The 18,393-nt window shown below is 41.1% G+C and carries 20 protein-coding genes; 12 read left to right on the forward strand and 8 right to left on the reverse strand.

Annotated elements, in window-relative coordinates:
* The 9 genes from WBM49_RS11955 to pheS all read left to right on the forward strand — a co-directional run.
* Positions 1-561, forward strand: a 561-nt coding sequence (locus WBM49_RS11955; RefSeq protein ID WP_424372283.1) for a tetratricopeptide repeat protein, incomplete at its 5' end; no start/stop codon positions are given.
* A 2-nt stretch (positions 562-563) separates the two neighbouring features.
* Positions 564-2,345 (forward strand): BatD family protein, encoded by a 1,782-nt coding sequence (locus tag WBM49_RS11960; protein WP_424372284.1) that lies wholly within the window; start codon positions 564-566, stop codon positions 2,343-2,345.
* Between the two features lie 2 nt (positions 2,346-2,347).
* A complete protein-coding gene (locus WBM49_RS11965) occupies positions 2,348-3,106 on the forward strand; it encodes a tetratricopeptide repeat protein (protein WP_424372285.1) in 759 nt (252 codons plus the stop codon).
* 63 nt (positions 3,107-3,169) lie between these two features.
* The gene (locus WBM49_RS11970) at positions 3,170-3,466 is read left to right on the forward strand and encodes a hypothetical protein (RefSeq protein WP_424372286.1); all 297 of its coding nucleotides are present in this window, start codon (positions 3,170-3,172) and stop codon (positions 3,464-3,466) included.
* A gap of 68 nt (positions 3,467-3,534) precedes the next feature.
* A complete protein-coding gene (locus tag WBM49_RS11975; protein ID WP_424372287.1) occupies positions 3,535-5,115 on the forward strand; it encodes a SulP family inorganic anion transporter in 1,581 nt (526 codons plus the stop codon).
* Between the two features lie 11 nt (positions 5,116-5,126).
* A complete protein-coding gene (locus tag WBM49_RS11980) occupies positions 5,127-5,942 on the forward strand; it encodes a universal stress protein (RefSeq protein ID WP_424372288.1) in 816 nt (271 codons plus the stop codon).
* A 145-nt stretch (positions 5,943-6,087) separates the two neighbouring features.
* Complete coding sequence (locus tag WBM49_RS11985) at positions 6,088-6,714, forward strand: carbonic anhydrase (protein WP_424372289.1); 627 nt, start codon at positions 6,088-6,090, stop codon at positions 6,712-6,714.
* A gap of 101 nt (positions 6,715-6,815) precedes the next feature.
* The gene (locus WBM49_RS11990; protein ID WP_424372290.1) at positions 6,816-8,696 is read left to right on the forward strand and encodes a SulP family inorganic anion transporter; all 1,881 of its coding nucleotides are present in this window, start codon (positions 6,816-6,818) and stop codon (positions 8,694-8,696) included.
* Between the two features lie 83 nt (positions 8,697-8,779).
* Positions 8,780-9,799: a phenylalanine--tRNA ligase subunit alpha gene (gene pheS / locus WBM49_RS11995; protein ID WP_424372291.1), complete on the forward strand. Its 1,020-nt coding sequence runs from the start codon at positions 8,780-8,782 to the stop codon at positions 9,797-9,799.
* A 10-nt stretch (positions 9,800-9,809) separates the two neighbouring features.
* Here the strand turns inward: pheS and WBM49_RS12000 are convergent, their stop codons facing one another.
* From WBM49_RS12000 to WBM49_RS12010, 3 genes are read right to left on the reverse strand one after another with little or no spacing between them, the layout of a single operon-like run.
* Positions 9,810-10,316 carry a YciI family protein gene (locus tag WBM49_RS12000; RefSeq protein WP_424372292.1) on the reverse strand — a complete coding sequence of 169 codons (507 nt, stop codon included), beginning with the start codon at positions 10,314-10,316 and terminating at the stop codon, positions 9,810-9,812.
* Positions 10,304-10,777: a CYTH domain-containing protein gene (locus WBM49_RS12005; protein WP_424372293.1), complete on the reverse strand. Its 474-nt coding sequence runs from the start codon at positions 10,775-10,777 to the stop codon at positions 10,304-10,306. The genes WBM49_RS12000 and WBM49_RS12005 overlap by 13 nt, the downstream gene beginning before the upstream one ends.
* Positions 10,770-11,441 carry an NAD(P)H-binding protein gene (locus tag WBM49_RS12010; RefSeq protein WP_424372294.1) on the reverse strand — a complete coding sequence of 224 codons (672 nt, stop codon included), beginning with the start codon at positions 11,439-11,441 and terminating at the stop codon, positions 10,770-10,772. The genes WBM49_RS12005 and WBM49_RS12010 overlap by 8 nt, the downstream gene beginning before the upstream one ends.
* 28 nt (positions 11,442-11,469) lie before the next feature.
* Here WBM49_RS12010 and dinB point away from each other — a divergent pair, with 28 nt between their 5' ends.
* Positions 11,470-12,567, forward strand: a complete 1,098-nt coding sequence (gene dinB, locus WBM49_RS12015; protein ID WP_424372295.1) for a DNA polymerase IV — start codon at positions 11,470-11,472, stop codon at positions 12,565-12,567.
* A 2-nt stretch (positions 12,568-12,569) separates the two neighbouring features.
* On the opposite strand, the gene pyk is transcribed toward dinB, so the two are convergent.
* The 5 genes from pyk to WBM49_RS12040 all read right to left on the reverse strand — a co-directional run bounded on the left by pyk (position 12,570) and on the right by WBM49_RS12040 (position 16,930).
* Complete coding sequence (gene pyk / locus WBM49_RS12020) at positions 12,570-14,012, reverse strand: pyruvate kinase (protein WP_424372296.1); 1,443 nt, start codon at positions 14,010-14,012, stop codon at positions 12,570-12,572.
* Between the two features lie 3 nt (positions 14,013-14,015).
* Entirely contained in the window at positions 14,016-14,474 is a 459-nt protein-coding gene (locus WBM49_RS12025; RefSeq protein ID WP_424372297.1) for an IPExxxVDY family protein, read from the reverse strand.
* A 113-nt stretch (positions 14,475-14,587) separates the two neighbouring features.
* Entirely contained in the window at positions 14,588-15,325 is a 738-nt protein-coding gene (gene rnc / locus WBM49_RS12030; protein WP_424372298.1) for a ribonuclease III, read from the reverse strand.
* Between the two features lie 6 nt (positions 15,326-15,331).
* Positions 15,332-16,582 carry a beta-ketoacyl-ACP synthase II gene (gene fabF, locus WBM49_RS12035; protein WP_424372299.1) on the reverse strand — a complete coding sequence of 417 codons (1,251 nt, stop codon included), beginning with the start codon at positions 16,580-16,582 and terminating at the stop codon, positions 15,332-15,334.
* Between the two features lie 114 nt (positions 16,583-16,696).
* Positions 16,697-16,930 (reverse strand): acyl carrier protein, encoded by a 234-nt coding sequence (locus tag WBM49_RS12040; protein ID WP_009778413.1) that lies wholly within the window; start codon positions 16,928-16,930, stop codon positions 16,697-16,699.
* A 244-nt stretch (positions 16,931-17,174) separates the two neighbouring features.
* On the opposite strand from WBM49_RS12040, the gene WBM49_RS12045 reads away from it, so the two are divergent.
* Entirely contained in the window at positions 17,175-17,744 is a 570-nt protein-coding gene (locus WBM49_RS12045; protein ID WP_424372300.1) for a phosphoribosylglycinamide formyltransferase, read from the forward strand.
* Positions 17,744-18,379 (forward strand): viroplasmin family protein, encoded by a 636-nt coding sequence (locus tag WBM49_RS12050; protein WP_424372301.1) that lies wholly within the window; start codon positions 17,744-17,746, stop codon positions 18,377-18,379. Before WBM49_RS12045 ends, WBM49_RS12050 begins: the two co-directional genes overlap by 1 nt.
* Positions 18,380-18,393 lie beyond the last annotated feature (14 nt).

Raw genomic sequence — 18,393 nt, forward strand, 5'->3', positions numbered from 1 at the left:
GAAGAGGCGTTTGGACGCTTTAAGCAGGTAGGGGAATTGGCCACTGCTAAGCCAGAAAAACATAAGGCCTTCCATAATATGGGAAATGTCTTTATGAAGAATGAAGAGTATGACAAGGCTGTAGAAGCCTATAAAGAAGCGCTTCGAAATGATCCTACAGATGAAGAAACCAGATACAACCTTGCCCTGGCAAAGGCATTAGCCGAAAAGCAAAAAGACAAGCAGAAGGACGGCGACCAAGATAAAAAGGATCCGGAAGAGAAAAAAGAAGACAAGGAGGAGAAGAAAGAAGAGCAAGACCCCCAACAAGACAAGGAGGATAAAGACGGCGGAGACCAGGAGAAAGATGAGAACAAAGAAGGTGATGGGGAAGAGAAAAAAGAACAACCAAAGCAAGGGGAAAAACCAGAAGAACAAAAACAACCCAGAAAGAATGAACTTTCACCTCAGCAAGTAAAGAACCTGCTAGAAGCAATGCAAAATGAGGAGAATAAGGTGCAGGAAAAGATGAATGAAAAAAAGGTTAAGGGTCCGAAAAGTAAAAATGTAAAAGATTGGTAGTGATGAATAAACTTACATGTTTGTTTGGATTGCTATTCCTTATTTTGGGAACCAGCTTTGTCTATTCCCAGGATGACGAGGCCGTAGAATTCGAAGTAAATCTCAGTAAAGATAAACTGGGGATCAATGAACGGCTGCGGGTAGAATTTACCATGAATAAAGATGGAGACAATTTTATGCCCCCAGATTTTGAGGGGTTCCGCGTGCTGATGGGGCCTTCTCAAAATATCAGTTCTTCCTGGGTCAATGGGGTAAGAAGCTATTCAAAAACCTATTTCTATATTCTGGCACCTACGGAACGAGGAACTTTTACCATAAAACAGGCTACTATAGATATTAGTGGCAAAACCTATAAATCGCTTTCCAAAAAAGTAGAAGTGACGGCTGCTGTAGACAAGCCGAGTGATCAGATGACGGCAGATGATATTGCAGATGAAAGCCTTCATCTGGTAGCCGAAGTATCGAAAGCTACCCCATATTTAAATGAGGCCATCAGTGTTGTCTATAAACTGTATGTGAGTCCGTCTATCAATGTGTCTAACTTTCGCCCCTTAGATAATCCTACCTACAATAATTTCTGGAGTCAGGATATCCCTGTTACCTCATACAACGTTAAAAATGGCACCTATAATGGAAAATCATACCGATACGTAATACTGAAACGCGTTGTGCTGTATCCTCAAAAAAGCGGGGCTCTGGAAATAGAACCTTTGTCACTGGATGTCACCCTGGAAGTACCTACCAACAGGAGGGATTTTTTTGGCGGACCTATCTATGCACAAACCAACAAGACGGTTTCTGCCGGGCAGCGAACTATCCGGGTAAAACCACTTCCTACGGAAGGGCAACCTGGTGATTTCAGTGGGGCCGTTGGCCAGTTCAAGTTTAAGGTGTCCACCAGTAAAAAAAGATTAAAGGCTGCTGAATCCTTACAGGCCATCGTGGAGGTAGAAGGAAATGGAAATCTTAAGCTATTCCAACTGCCTGTTTTGGAGATGCCAGGCTCATTGGAAGTATACGAACCCGAATTCAATGAGAATGTAAGAACTACCCTTTCGGGGATGCAGGGAAAAGTTAGTAACCAATACACGGTAGTACCTTCTTTTAAAGGTAAATATCCTATCCCCCCTATTAGCTTTAGCTATTTTGACCCTGAGACCCAGGCGTACAAATCTGTAACTTCAGAAGAGATAATGATCGATGTTATGGAAGGTCCGTTGGATGCCTCCTCAGGTAGCATTGCCGTGGGTCAAAATAACAAACGTGCCATCCAAAGCACAGGATCTCAATTTAACTTTATAAAGTTATCTCCCAATCTTGTACCCGTGGAGAATAATGTCTTTTTTGGTTCCTTACAATTTTACCTTTTTCTGATTAGCCCGCTTCTCCTTATTCCCATAGCTATCGTCTTTGGCAAGAAAAGAGCAACCATTGCAAGCGATGCGGCCGGCAACAGGATCAAAAAGGCAAACAAACTGGCACGGAAATATCTTTTCAAAGCTAAAAAGGCCCTGGGTGAGAAAGATGAGTTTTATATTGCCCTGGAGAAAGCGCTTCATAATTACCTGAAAGCCAAACTAAAAATAGAGACCTCTGAGTTTGCGAAAGAGAAAATTTCATCGCTACTTGCACAAAAAGAGGTTGATGCAGATACCACAGAAGGCTTTATAGCCTTGTTAAAGAATTGTGAGATGGCGAGGTATAGTCCGTTTTCCGAGGTTCAGATGCAGCAAGATTACAACAAGGCCAGTGAGGTCATTTCATCTATGGATAAACAATTGTAGTCATGAAAAAATGGATCTTTTTACTATTGTTATGTTCCTTTTATGCAGCTTTTGCACAGAATGACCTTTTGTTTGAGGGCGCTTCAAAGGCTTACAATGAAGGCAACTATCAGGTAGCTATAGATAACTATCATGAAATTCTGAAATCCGGGCAACATTCTGCGGAACTCTATTTCAACCTAGGAAATTCGTATTACAAGGTGAATAAAATTGGTCCAAGTATTTATTATTACGAAAAGGCCTTGCTACTTACTCCTAATGATGATGAAATAATAGACAACCTGGCCTTTGCTCAAAAAATGACCATTGATGCCATTACCCCTATGCCCGAAACCGCTATTACAAGAATAATGGCGAATGTAAAGAACATTCTCACCTTTGATCAATGGGCATATACCGCTGTTATTTTTATGATGTTGTTTGTGGTCTTGTACCTCGCCTTCTACTTTTTGCGTTTTGCAGATAAGAAACGGATCGCATTTATCGTAAGTATGGTTTGTTTATTTGGTATGGTCATTAGCATTTTGTTTGCCGTGTTTCAATATAGGGATTACACCCAAACCCAGCCCGCTATCATTTTCGCAATGGAGGCTGCGGTTAAAGAAGAGCCCAACAATAGAAGTGTTACCTTATTTGATCTGCATGAAGGCAGCAAAGTTTATGTGGAAGAAGAATTAAATGATTGGAATAAAATTAGACTGGCCGATGGTAAAAATGGATGGATCCCGGCTAGCGATTTAAGATTGATAAAGGAGTTTTAATTGATCTTAAAGGCTATTTTTGAAGTTTATCCTTATATTCTTAACTTCAATGTAAATCCTTTCATGAAATATTTTGTTTTTTTCATATTAACATCCGTCTGGATAACCGGGATATTGGCTCCGCCTATTATTCAACTAATAGAAGGTACCGAGCCATTGCTTTCAATCAATTTAAATGAAGAGGAGCCTCAGGAACAAGGTAAAAAGGATCTTGACGAAGAAATAATTCTTTCAAATCTAACTGGGCATCAAATAGTATCCACTTTTAAAAATCCCACTCAATCTAACTGGGAACAGCATTTGTTTTACCTACCTCACATTACGGAGATCCAACTTCCTCCTCCCGAACGGTCACGCTAACATCCTATCTTTTTTCCTTTTATAAACAATCTTGAATTCTCTATTCAGGAAACAAACACCCTCATATTATGTTTAAATACTTAAAAAACGATTTGCCAGCCAGTATCGTGGTGTTCTTTGTGGCGCTCCCCCTTTGTCTTGGAATTGCTCTTGCCAGTGGCGCTCCACTATTTTCTGGCCTAATTGCCGGTATTGTTGGAGGAATTGTAGTGGGTTCCCTGAGTGGCTCGCAAATTGGCGTGAGCGGCCCTGCTGCCGGACTCGCTGCTATTGTGCTTTCGGCTATTGCTGCCCTGGGGGGATATCAGAATTTTTTAGTTGCTGTGGTCCTTGGTGGTGCCATTCAATTGGTATTTGGATTTCTAAAAGCGGGGATCATAGGATATTACTTTCCTTCTTCTGTTATCAAGGGAATGCTTACTGGAATTGGGATCATTATCATCCTAAAGCAGATCCCTCATTTTTTTGGGTATGATGCAGATCCGGAAGGAGATTTTGCCTTTTTCCAGGTCGATGGCGAAAACACCTTCTCTGAAATAATCAATAGTTTAAATTTAATAAGTCCGGGGGCTACCATCGTTGCGATCTTAGGCTTGGGAATTCTGATCCTTTGGGATAAGGTCCTTTCTAAAAAGGCCAGGATATTTCAATTAGTCCAGGGTCCTCTGGTAGCCGTAGTGGTAGGTATTTTATTTGTTGTGTTTACCAAGGATCATAAAATTTTTTCTATTTCAGCTGAACATCTGGTGACTGTTCCAATTCCGAATGATGCCGCATCATTTATGAATCAATTTAGTTTTCCGAATTTTAATGTCATCAACAGACCCGAGATCTGGATCACTGCCTTTACTATTGCCTTAGTAGCAAGTTTGGAAACCTTGCTCTGCGTAGAGGCAACCGATAAACTGGATCCCGAAAAACATGTTACCCCAACAAACAGGGAGCTATTAGCCCAGGGAACAGGGAATATTCTATCCGGACTTATAGGAGGATTGCCCATCACCCAGGTTATTGTGCGGAGTTCTGCCAATATCCAATCAGGAGGGAAGACAAAAATGTCTGCCATTATTCACGGTTTCCTCTTATTGATATCCGTTATCCTTATTCCGCGACTCCTTAACATGATCCCTTTGTCTGTCCTGGCCGCTATATTGTTTATTGTAGGTTATAAACTGGCCAAACCAGCGCTCTTTAAAAAAATGTACCATCTTGGATGGAAGCAATTTGTACCATTTGCAGTAACAGTTGGTGGAATAATCTTTACAGATCTGCTAGTCGGAATTGGTTTGGGCTTAGGAGTGGGTATTGTTGTGATCTTAATCAAAAGCTATCAAAATTCTCATTTCCTGCATATAGAGGATAAGAGCAACGGCAAACATAGAATTAAAATAACACTTGCGGAAGAAGTAACATTTTTTAACAAGGGTGCCATTTTAAGAGAGTTGGACAATCTACCAATAGATACGTATTTGGAATTGGATGTGAGAAAAACTAGATATCTGGACAATGATATCATTGAAATTCTTGACGATTTTACATACAAGGCCAAAGAGAGAAATATAGATATAAAGTTAATTTCAGAGCTGGGTACTGTTGAAAATCCGTTGAGTTTTATCGAATTCTTTAAACTAAGACCAAAAACACCCTAATCAGATAAATTATGAAGCCTAATAGAAATACTTATAGATTGCTAGTACTTTCAGATTTACATAAATCTTCAAGTATGATGTTAAAAAGTGCCGCTGGCCTGGCTAGAATAATCAAGGCAGAGATAGAAGTATTCCATGTTACTAAACCTTCGGATATTGTGGCTAGTGAAAATCAATTATCCGCTATGCGCACAATTAACTCAAAGCATACAACAGTAGATAAGAAAATTAAAAACTTGATTACCCCTATAGTAAAGGATTTCGGAATGAATATCCCCTATTCGTTTGCGTTCGGTAATGTAAAAAATGAAATTGGCACCTATATTAAGAAACAGCGACCAGATATTATCGTCCTGGGAAAACGAAAATCCAAACCCTTTAATTTGATCGGTGACAGAATTACAGAGTTTGTCTTAAATGTCCACGACGGGCCTGTTCTAATAACTTCCGATAGGGATATACTATCACCAAACAACGATATTTCTCTTGGTTTTCTGAATAGTTCGAAACCATTCTTAAATTTGGCTTTTGCCGAAGATCTGATGAATCATATCCAAAAACCCCAGATATCGATCAAGATCATCAAAAATTCTACTTCAGAAAAGGAAGTGTCAAAATCTATGGATGATGAAACAATAGAATATGTATTTGAACAGAACGATGACACAATCAGGAACTTAGATAAATACCTGTCAAAAAACAATATTAGTCTGCTATTTATCGATAGGGAGCAGAAAGATTCTGATAACACTAATAAATTAATTTCGTTGGATATCAATACTGTCATTGGCAAGTTCAATACCCCCCTTTTCATTTCAGGCAAATAAAACATAACAAATCACATAAAAACAATTTAAAGTAAAGGCATATACATGAGATACAGGTAGTTATTAAACCAGATTCTGCCAGTTTCATTGAATTTTTAACCTTAAGCCGAAAATGGCATAAGTGGAATCTTTAAATCATAAAAAAATGAAAATAGAAGAAGTATTCAAGAATAATAAACGTTGGATCGCTGAAAAATTAAACACGAGTCCGAGCTTTTTTGATGAGATGGGGAAGGGTCAGAACCCTGAAATGCTTTATATAGGTTGCTCTGATAGTAGGGTGACCGCAGAAGAGGTAATGGGATTGGGCCCTGGGGAGGTATTTGTTCACAGGAACATCGCCAATATGGTTATCAGTATTGACCTCAACGTTATGTCTGTCGTAGAATATGCCATTGAGCATTTGAAAGTAAATCATGTAGTTGTTTGTGGCCATTATGGGTGCGGAGGGGTAAAGGCAGCCATGCAATCGGCAGATCTGGGAGTGCTAAACCCTTGGCTACGCAATATTCGTGACGTATACAGGATCCATAAAAAGGAGCTAGATGTTATTGCCGAGGAAGAAAAGAAATACGAACGTTTGGTAGAGCTCAATGTTCAGGAACAATGTGTAAACCTTATTAAAACAGCGGCCGTACAAAAGGCCTACAGAGATCGAAATCTACAGGTTTATGGGTGGGTGTTCGATATTCATACCGGGAAATTAGTAGATCTGAAGATCGATTTTGAACATATCCTGAAGAACATCATGGAGATCTATCATCTCGACTAACAACCTACTTCAAAAAAAGATGCAAAAGCCAATGATTTTCATTGGCTTTTTTATTGTAATAATTCAAGTACCTTAGGAACGGATTCTAACGACCAATACCTATGAAGTCTTTTTTTGCGAATTTTAAAGGTGACTTAATGGGTGGGATCACGGCCGGTATTGTTGCCCTACCCCTGGCCCTTGCCTTTGGGGTTAGCTCAGGAATGGGTCCTAGTGCGGGTTTGTATGGCGCTATATTTATTAGTTTTTTCGCGGCCATTTTTGGTGGCACAAACACACAGATTTCTGGCCCAACAGCGCCGATGACTGCAGTGAGCATGGTGGTAATCGCAGGTATCGTGGCTGCAAATGATGGAAGTTTGGAAAAAGCAATACCGTCTATCCTTATCGTATTTCTGTTAGCAGGACTTTTACAAATTGGACTTGGACTCATAGGAATTGGCAAGTATATCCGATATATTCCCTATCCTGTAGTGTCTGGCTTTATGACCGCAATCGGTGTTATTATTCTGGTCACACAGATTTTACCTGCGATTGGTTATTATCCTCAAGAAGATGAAGATTTCGTAAATAAATTTAAGCCAATGGCTGAAGAGATTATCCTGGATAATATTTTGAAAGAGGAGGCAGGAGAGGGTATTCTAGTGCTGGAAGATTTTAGGGAAACCATCAAAAGAGCCGGGGCTATTACAGAGGAAGATATGCTCAAAGAAGCTCAAACTCTGGCTAAAACTGATGCATCAGGGGTTGTCGGTTCCATTAAGGTATTGCCCAGGGCCATTAATAATATCAATTGGCTCGAACTCATATTGGCTCTTTCAACCATCGTTATCATTTACGGTTTTAAGCGGATAACTACATTAATACCAAGTGCTTTGGTAGCTTTAATCGTTGTTTCCGGTGTGGGCTATGGTTTCGGACTGGACTACCGTCCTATAGAGCAGATTCCAAGTAGTTTCCCTACGCCCAATCTTAGCATTTTTACCGAATTTAAAATGAGTTCCGTAACACCCTATGTTTTTACTGCATTGACCTTGGCGCTCTTGGGAGCCATTGACTCACTGCTGACTTCCGTAGTTGCGGACAACATGACCAAAACCAAACACAAGCCCAATAAAGAATTAGTTGGCCAGGGTATCGGAAACAGTATAGCCGCCATATTTGGAGGAATTCCGGGAGCAGGAGCCACTATTCGTACTGTAGTGAACATCAACTCCGGAGGGAAAACCAAATTATCCGGGATGATTGCCGGGATACTATTGCTGATTATCTTATTGGCCTTAGGGCCTGTTGCCTCTCAGATTCCTGCCGCTGTTCTTGCTGGCATTTTGGTCACCGTTGGTATAGGGGTAATGGATTATAAGGGTTTAAAGGCCATCCCCAGCTTGCCAAAAGATTTGAATATCGGACCTGTAAAGTTCAGTTCTGAAGTCATAATTATGCTGGTCGTTCTTATTCTGTCTTCCACCTGGAATCTGGTTTATGCAGTAGGCGTGGGACTCGTGATCGCCTCCCTGATGTTTATGAAAAAAATGGGCGATCTTACTGCTGAAAGATCAGACGTAAAGGCTTTGATAAAAGAGGAGGGCTGGGAAGATGAAGTAGATTTTCCAAACTTCTTAAAAGAAGAAGTATTTATCAAGCATCTTAAAGGACCCCTGTTCTTTGGGTCTACCAGTGAATTTCAACAATTGGCGGATCAAATCCCAAGGACGGCATCAACAGTCATTATTAGAATGGGGCGTATGGAATATATGGATCAGTCCGGGTTATATACGTTAGAAGATATCCTTATAGATTTACGCAAATCAGACATCACTGTTCTTTTTGTAGATGTGTTAAAGCAACCACGATACATGATGGAACGGGTAGACATCATACCCGACCTGATTCCTGAAAAACATATTTTTGAAAATTTTGAGGAATGTTTGAGATGGATCAAGGAAAATGTAAAAGATAAATACAACAAAATAGAAACCTAGGAAGTATGATGCTTTATAATTGCTATAAGAATTACTATCATAATAATGAAAACCCATAAATTTGCCTATTATAGCCGAAGATTATGATCGACCAGTTAAAAGAACATATCAAAGAAGTAAAGGAATTTACGACCACTTCCAAGGAACATATTGAAAGTTTCCGAATTAAATTCCTGGGTAAAAAAGGGATTTTAAACCACTATTTTGCAGAGTTCAAACAAGTGCCAAATGATCAGAAAAAAGAGTTTGGCAAAACTATCAATGAACTAAAGGAACTGGCCACGGAGAAAGTTAATTCCCTAAAAAATACCTTGGAAGCCAAAGGGGGTGAAAAGCTCATTTACGGCGACCTTACCAGACCGGGGGAATCTTTAGAATTGGGTGCGAGACACCCCATTTCCATTGTGAAGAACCAGATCATTGATATCTTTTCCAGAATAGGTTTTAACGTGTCCGAGGGGCCTGAAATAGAAGACGATTGGCATAACTTTACTGCATTGAATTTACCCGAGCATCATCCGGCAAGGGATATGCAAGACACCTTCTTTATTCAAACCAATCCGGATCTTCTTCTAAGAACACACACTTCCTCCGTTCAGGTGCGGTATATGGAAAGTAATACCCCACCCATAAGGACCATCTCACCAGGTAGAGTATACAGAAATGAGGCCATCTCGGCACGTTCTCACTGTTTTTTTCATCAGGTAGAAGGTTTGTACATAGATAAGAACGTATCCTTTGCAGATCTAAAACAAACCTTGCAATTCTTTACCACAGAACTCTTTGGCAAGTCAAAGATCCGTCTCAGACCTTCCTATTTCCCATTTACGGAACCAAGTGCAGAAGTTGACGTTTATTGGGGGCTAGAGACCGAAACAGACTATAAAATGACTAAAGGGACAGGATGGCTAGAAATTATGGGATGTGGTATGGTAGATCCCAACGTGCTCGATAATTGTGGCATAGATTCAAAAGTGTACTCCGGATTTGCCTTTGGAATGGGTATTGACAGAATTACCCTGCTGCTACACCAAATCTCAGATATACGTCTGCTCAGCGAGAACGATCTGCGTTTCCTTGAACAGTTTAAAAGTGCCTTTTAAATCTACCTCTTTAACGCAAAGGAAATCCTTTGGCTGCCCACCAGGGATGAATTTCAATACGCAATCTCCCGGCTTGTACCATAGGATCTAAATGAGCCAGACTGTCTGCAAATGCCAGGCTTGGTGTATTGTAAATGGTGATCCCCCGAATTTCTCCATCATCCCCGAAAGGACCGGATATATCTGCATATCCCAGTTCGTACATCCGTCCCAAATGGTTGAGGTGCAAGGTTTGCAAACTATCGGCTTCCTCTTTGTTCTGGGACCTCACGGGGCCTTTTTTTAAGAATGCAATAAAATATTGCTGCATCAGTATCGTATCCCCGGTCTTGGGATCTATGTAATCGAATATTTCAAATCCCTTGTCGGTGAGAGCTTTCTTAATTTGCGCCGTGGTAACCACTGAATCTTGTAAATTGATGAGATCGGGGCTGGGCTCACTATTTTCTGCTTCTTTACATCCTATGGTGAATGTTATCAATAAAATAATACGTAGTAACCAGATCACTTTTTCCATGAGGCATATGGGTTTTTACTTAATTGTGAATTGTAATACCGTGGGTCGCCAGTAACCTCTTTGCCAAGCCAGGCAGGTCTTACAAAAGATTCATCGGCCCCCTTCAACTCAATCTCTGCGATCACCAGGTCCTTGTTGTGATCTTGAAATTCATCTACTTCCACCACATGCCTTCCATTTTTTACACGATATCTTATTTTACGGATCACCCCCTCTTCACATATTTCCAATAGGCTTTTTGCCTCCTTTGCAGAGATCTCGCGTTCCCATTCAAAACGGGTGGTACCATCGGGATCTGTTTTTCCCTTTACGGTGATAAAACCCTTATCAGCTGTTAGCCTCACCCTCACCGTACGCTCCGGATGTGTACTTAGAAATCCCTGTACAATTACTGCCTGGGAATAGGCCTCCGTTTGGTATGCCTTGGAAGTAACCAGAAATTTTCGTTCTATCTCAATCATATGCTGCAATATTCGCTATTTCATCAGATGGGATCCTGTTTTTCGCGTACTTGTTATTTGCAAGCCAGATCATTGCATCGGCAATACTAACAGCTTGTATAGAACGATATTTCCTCAGTGGTCCCTGAAGAAAAATCCCAATAGCAGAAAATAATTTTTTCGCGATCCACTCACCCAACCTCCGTTCATCTCGCTGACCTTGGATAATAGAAGGTTGCAGTATATAAGTGTGGCTAACCCCCTGTTTTAAAACTTCTTCTTCCATTTCTCCTTTGATCTTATTGTAAAATATAGCACTTTGGGCATCTGCCCCAAGTGCGGAAATCACTAACAAGCAAGGAATACTATTTTCCTTGCATAAGCGGGCTGCAGCTGCGGGAATTCCATAATCTATGGCCCTGTACATTTCCTTATCCGGGGTTTTAGACTTTGTTGTACCAATGCAACAATAGACTTCATCTGCATTAAAACTCGATGTAAACTTAGACAAGGTAAGGAGATCCCCTATATGCTCTTCTGACTTAGGGTGCTGCATTTGGGAGGGCGTTCTGGAAAATATCTTAATGGTGTGATACCGTTGGTCTTCCAATAATTTGTTTAGTAGTGCCTTTCCCGTAAGGCCAGTTGCTCCGAGAATAATGGCGCTCTTCTTTGACCTGTCCATAAAACTAAGATATAACTTAAATTTGTTTATGCCGTACGATTTTCCCCTTCGAAAAATTATCCACGTAGATATGGATGCATTCTATGCCTCCGTTGAACAATTGGACGATCCCAGGCTCCAGGGAAAACCAGTGGCGGTAGGGGGAGGCTCTGTCAGGGGGGTGGTTGCCGCCGCAAGCTATGAGGCTCGTAAATTTGGGGTAAAAAGTGCCATGAGTGGTTACCTTGCCAAAAAAAGATGCCCTGAACTTATCTTTGTTAAACCACGTTTTGAACGCTACAAAGAGATTTCACAAAAGATAAGGGCTATCTTTTATGACTACACCCATTTAGTTGAACCCCTGTCCCTGGATGAGGCATATTTGGATGTAACCACCAACAAGGTGGGAAATCCTTCTGCCACCTTAATCGCTAAAGAGATACGTGGAAGGATCTATGACGAACTTGGGCTAAGGGCCTCAGCAGGCATTTCCATTAATAAATTCATTGCCAAAGTGGCGAGTGATGTCAATAAGCCAAACGGTCAAAAAACGGTCAATCCTGAAGAGGTACTCACCTTCCTGGAGGGCCTGGATATTAGAAAATTTCATGGGGTGGGCAAGGTTACCGCAGAGAAGATGTACCAGCTAGGTATTTTTACCGGCCTTGATCTTAAGACCAGGAGCCAGGATTTTCTGGAATCTAATTTTGGCAAAAGTGGGATGCATTATTATCAGGTGGTTCGGGGAATACATTTGAGTGCTGTAAAACCTCATCGTATCCCAAAATCATTGGGGGCCGAACGTACTTTCAGCGAAAATCTCAGCAGTGAAATTTTTATGAAGGATAGATTATTACATATTTCCGAGGAGCTGGAAAAGCGCATTCAAAAGGCGGGAGTAGCCGGAAAAACGGTTACCCTAAAAATAAAGTACAGTGATTTTACCTTGCAAACAAGAAGCAAGACACTTCCCTATTTTGTGTCGGATCAAAAGCTAATTTTGAATACGGCCCTGGAACTTTTGTATCAGGATCCTTTGGACAATTCCGTCAGATTATTAGGTATCTCCCTTTCTAATCTAAATAGCAGCGACCAGAAACCCGTTAAAGAAGAGGCGGTTTCTGTCCAACTAAAATTCGACCTTTAAGCCTAAAAACTACAAGACTCTATTTCCGTTACCCGTAAGGTATTTACCATCCCCTTGCTTTTGATTGGCATGGCCGCCAGGCTAATGAGCATGTCACCGGTTTCCAAAAACCCTTTCTGACAGGCTATCTTGTTAACGTCCTCTATAGTTTCGTCTGTAGAAACAAACCTGTCGTAATAAAAGGCTTTCACCCCCCAAAGTAAATTCAATTGGGTTAAGATACGTTTGTTGGAGGTAAAGACCAGGATATGGGCGCTTGGCCTCCATGCCGATATTTGGAAGGCTGTATAACCACTATTGGTAAGGGTTGAAATAGCAGTTGCTTTTATTTCATTGGCCATGGTTGCCGCATGAAAACAAACGGCTTTGGTAATATATCGTTTTGTTCTGATGTGTGGTGGTTCCTGAGGCACTCGTATCAGATCTGAGCTTTCAACACTTTTAAGGATACTAGACATTTTCTCAATTACCTGTATGGGATAATTCCCAACAGAGGTTTCTCCAGAGAGCATAACCGCATCGGCCCCATCCATCACTGAATTGGCCACATCATTTACTTCTGCCCTGGTTGGGGTTAGGCTCGTGATCATGGTTTCCATCATCTGCGTGGCAATGATCACGGGGATCCTGGCCCTTTTTGCTCTTAGCACCAAGGTTTTTTGAATCAAAGGAACTTCCTGAGCCGGTACTTCAACCCCCAGATCTCCCCTGGCTACCATGAGTCCGTCGCAATATGAAACTATTTTATCAATATTTTCAACTGCCTCCGGTTTTTCAATTTTAGCGATGATAGGGATCTTGTGTTCGGAGTGTTCGGCGATCAGGTTTTGCAGGTCTATCAGATCCTGGCTAAATCGCACAAAACTCAAGGCTATCCAATCTACCTCCTGGGAGATCGCAAAAATAGCATCCTTTATATCTTTTTTCGTAAGGGCAGGTAAAGAAATGTTAGTGTTGGGGAGGTTTACTCCTTTTTTGGACTTTAAAGGTCCGCCCTGGATTACCTTGGCCCTGACTTCATTTTTCTTGTTGGTGGTGAGCACTTCAAACATAAGCTTTCCGTCATCCAGAAGAATCCGTTCGCCCGGATTTACATCTCTAGGGAACTCTGCGTAATTCATATATACTCTCTCCGCATTACCTTCAAAGGGTTTTCCGGTCACAAAGGTGATCTCATCGCCTGGCGCAACCACTACTTCCCCGGCCATGACACCTACTCTGAGTTTTGGACCCTGAAGATCTCCCAGAATTGCGGTGTATATGCCTAATTCCTCATTCAATTCACGGATCATTTTGATCCGTTCCTTTACATCCTCATAATCGGCATGGGAAAAATTGACGCGAAATACGTCAACCCCTGCCTCTATCATCTTTCGAAGAGTTTCCTTATCACTGCAAGCGGGGCCCAAGGTGGCCACAATTTTGGTTTTCTTATTGTTGGGCATTATTTAAAAAATTAGGTTGGGCTTAGATTTTAATTTTTCTGTCTCAATGGCATAGGCCGTAACTACCTTTGGGATAGCCTTTATTTTCTTCAGTAATACAGAATTCAATACGTCTTCATCCATCTTCAGGAGATAATTTACCTCTTTGTGTTCTGGAACTAATTGATGACTTGTATACGATAACTCCTCTGGGAATAACCCGGCAGGAGTTGTTTGCTGAGAGGTGATACAACTGTTGATGAACAGGACCCAGTTCTGATCGTATAACTCGTCTTTCCATTCAAAACATGGATAGGAAATGGAGGAAGAAAAAATAAGGTCTTTTTCCGTTCTTTTCAAATGAATCTTTAAGGCCTCATTTAGCGCATATACAAGGGTATAATCCTCCAGGCTGGTATGAATCCCTACCAGCGAAAATTCCTCGTCATACAAGTCCTCATAAATTCGCAAGGTTGCTCCCATAAAAAAGCCTAAGATGTAAATATATAATATATAACGATACTTGCCTAGTGCCCGAAGACCATATCTAATTTAAAAAGCTACGCAAACCTTTGCGTACTGAGGTAGGTGAGGTGCTAAGAATTCTCAATTTTGTGTTGCAAGGCAAAGAAAGCTCTTTTGGAGGCCTTTTCTTCTGCCTTCTTTTTGGAAGTGGCCCTGGCCTTTGCCATTACTTTGCCATTAATACTGAGTTTTACGGCAAAATGCTTTAGAGGGTCTTTCCCTGTATCCTCATAGATATTGTATTTAAAATCCTTTTTCTGTTTCTGGCACCATTCAATCAAAAGGCTTTTGTAGCTGATTACCTGCCCTTCCAAAGTTTCAATATCCACATAGGGATCAATGACACGGTCCTGAATAAATTGTTCACAATACTTGTAGCCGCGATCCAAGTAAATAGCTCCTATAAGTGCTTCAAACACATTGCCATGAATATTATCTCCAAAATGTGATTTGGGGATCTTACTTTCTACGAAATGAATAAGATTAAGATCCTTCCCTAATTCGTTTAAATGTTTTCTGCTTACTATTTTTGAACGCATCTTGGTAAGATAGCCCTCATCCCCTCCTGGTACCTCATTGTACAAATGCTTAGAAATGATGGTTCCCAACATGGCATCTCCAAGGAATTCTAGTCGTTCATAGTTCATGGCGTTGCCCTGTTTATCCCTTTGATTAGCAGAACGATGAAGGAACGCCTTTTTGTAGATGTCTATGCTCTTTGGCTTAAAGCCCAGAATGTTTGTGATCCCCAAAAAAAAATCCCCATCCTGTTTAGAATGGGAATTAAATATATTAGAGGGAAAATTCATTTATGCTTAACTAATTTTTTTAAAGACTACACAAGCATTGTGCCCGCCAAATCCAAACGTATTGCTCATGGCAACATTAACTTCTCTTTTCTGAGCCTTATTCAGAGTCAGATTTAAACTGGGATTTATATTTTCATCTACCACCGAATGATTAATGGTAGGCGGTACTAAACTGTATTTCATGGCAAGGATAGATGCAATGGCTTCAATAGCACCGGCGGCACCCAATAAATGACCCGTCATTGACTTGGTAGAATTGATATTGATCTTAAAGGCATGTTCCCCAAAAACCTGCGAAATTGCCTTTAACTCTGCCACATCCCCTAGAGGAGTTGAGGTCCCATGGGTGTTAATAGCGTCTACATCCTCCGGTTTTAATCCGCCATCTCGTAAACAATTCTCCATAACCCTAACTACCCCAATACCTTCCGGATGAGGTGCGGTCATATGGTAAGCGTCACTAGACATTCCTCCGCCAATGATCTCTGCGTATATTTTTGCTCCTCTGGCCTTTGCATGCTCATACTCCTCAAGGATCAACGCCCCGGCTCCTTCGCCTAAAACAAAACCATCTCTGGTTGCATCGAATGGTCTGGAAGCTGTCTCCGGACTTTCATTTCTGGTAGAGAGTGCATGCATGGCGTTAAACCCGCCCATCCCGGCAAGGGTTACTGCCGCTTCACTACCTCCGGTAACAATCACATCGCAATATCCCAGACGGATATAATTCAGCGCGTCTATCATGGCATTCGCAGAAGAGGCACATGCAGATACGGTGGTGTAGTTTGGTCCCATAAAACCGTGTTTTATGGAGATATTACCCGGGGCAATATCGGCGATCATTTTAGGAATAAAGAAGGGGTTAAACCGCGGGGTCCCATCTCCATTGGCAAAATCCATTACTTCATTCTGAAAGGTCTCCAGTCCGCCAATCCCTGCACCCCAAATCACCCCTACACGAAATTTATCGACGATATTAAGGTCTAGCCCTGCATCCAATATAGCTTCATCCGAAGACACCAGTGCATATTGGGCAAATCTGTCGAGCTTTCGAGCTTCCTTTCTATCAAAGAAATTCAGTGGATCAAAATTTTTGATCTCACAGGCAAATTTTGTTTTGAATTTCTCTGCGTCAAAATAGGTAATAGGAGCAGCGCCACTTTTTCCTGTTTTCAGGCCTTCCCAGTATTCATCCAGGGTATTGCCTATAGGTGTCAGAGCACCAAGTCCGGTAACAACAACTCTTTTTAACTGCATGGAACCAATTTTTGTTTCATAGGTAGATTGAATACCAGGTGAAAATTAAAAAAAAATATCCATGCAGCATGGTAACCACATGGATAATTCACATTATGTTCCTAATATCATTACTTATTTGGCCTCTTCGATATAACTTATAGCCTGGCCGACGGTTGCGATATTTTCTGCTTGATCATCCGGAATCTGAATATCAAATTCTTTTTCGAATTCCATTATCAGTTCAACTGTGTCTAATGAATCTGCTCCCAGATCGTTGGTGAAACTAGCTTCAGCAACTACTTCATTTTCATCCACGCCTAACTTATCAACGATAATTGCTTTAACTCTTGATGCAATGTCTGACATAATTTTTTTGGTTTTAATTTTTAATTGTTGGCAAAAGTAAAAAACTTTGGTGGAAATACACCATATGATGCCAAATTGTGCGGTAATTTAAGAAATTTAATGGCAAGTGTATTACTTTAGTACCATAAAAATTGAGTTGGGAATTAAATCTCCGAAGTTAATATCAGGGGTCTTTCCATCAACTCTATTTATCCAATAGCAAATCTCGTGGCTTCTAAAATCTAAAGAAGAGACATCGTATAAAATGAAGCGAATTATTCTTTTTGCCTCAGGCTCAGGTTCCAATGTTGAAAATATTGTGAGGTATTTTGAAGGACATCCGGCTATAGAGATAAGCGGTGTACTTACCAACAAGCGAGATGCCTTTGTCATAGATCGATGTAATAGACTGGGGATACCCGTTCTTTATTTTAATAAATCTGGTTTTGCCGGGTCTTCCCTTGTCCTTCAGGTATTACAGTGTATGAATCCAGATCTTATTATTCTGGCAGGTTTCTTGCTAAAAATTCCCTCGGAATTGGTTGCTGCCTTCCCAAAAAGAATCATTAATATTCATCCTGCCTTACTCCCAAAATTTGGCGGGAAGGGAATGTATGGAAAACACGTGCATACTGCCGTGAAAGCCCAGGGGGAATCTGAAACAGGGATCACCATCCATTTTGTGAATGAGCACTATGATGAGGGAGCCATCATTAGGCAATTCAAGGTAGGGATATCCGAAAGAGATAGTGTGGATCAAATCGCTGCCAAAGTGCAGTCTTTGGAACACAAACACTTTCCTGAGGTAATTGAAGCCATACTTTTAGATACATAATGGCAGGGAAAAAGAAATTTTATGTGGTCTGGAAAGGAAAGAATCCGGGTGTCTATGAGAGTTGGGAAGCCTGTAAGTTACAGATAGCCGGGGTAAAAGGGGCCCAGTACATGGCCTTCCCTTCGAATGAAAAAGCGCAGCTCGCTTTCAATAGTCCGTATGAGTCTTATAAAGGCAAAAAGAAAAAGGAACCGGGATTGTCTGCTGCAGAACTTTTGAAAATAGGGGACCCTACCATGCATTCCATTTCCGTAGATGCCGCCTCCAGCGGAAATCCAGGTGTGATGGAATATCAGGGGGTTGATACCAAAACAAAAAAACGCTTATTCAAACAAGGTCCCTTTCCCGAAGGGACCAATAATATTGGCGAATTCCTGGCAATTGTGCACGGTTTGGCCTATTTAAAGGAACGCAAGTCGGATCGTGTTATTTACACCGATTCCAGAACCGCTATAAGTTGGGTAAGAAAGAAGAAATGCAATACCAAATTAACACCCAACAAGACCAATAAGGCCCTATTTGATCTCATTGAAAGAGCGGTCTTTTGGCTACAGGAAAATTCTTACAATACCCCGGTAGTAAAATGGGAAACAGCAGCCTGGGGTGAAATTCCTGCCGACTTTGGCCGAAAATAATCGAGATTATTTAT

The organism is Muriicola sp. (genome assembly GCF_049669965.1).
Classification (GTDB): Bacteria; Bacteroidota; Bacteroidia; order Flavobacteriales; family Flavobacteriaceae; genus Muriicola.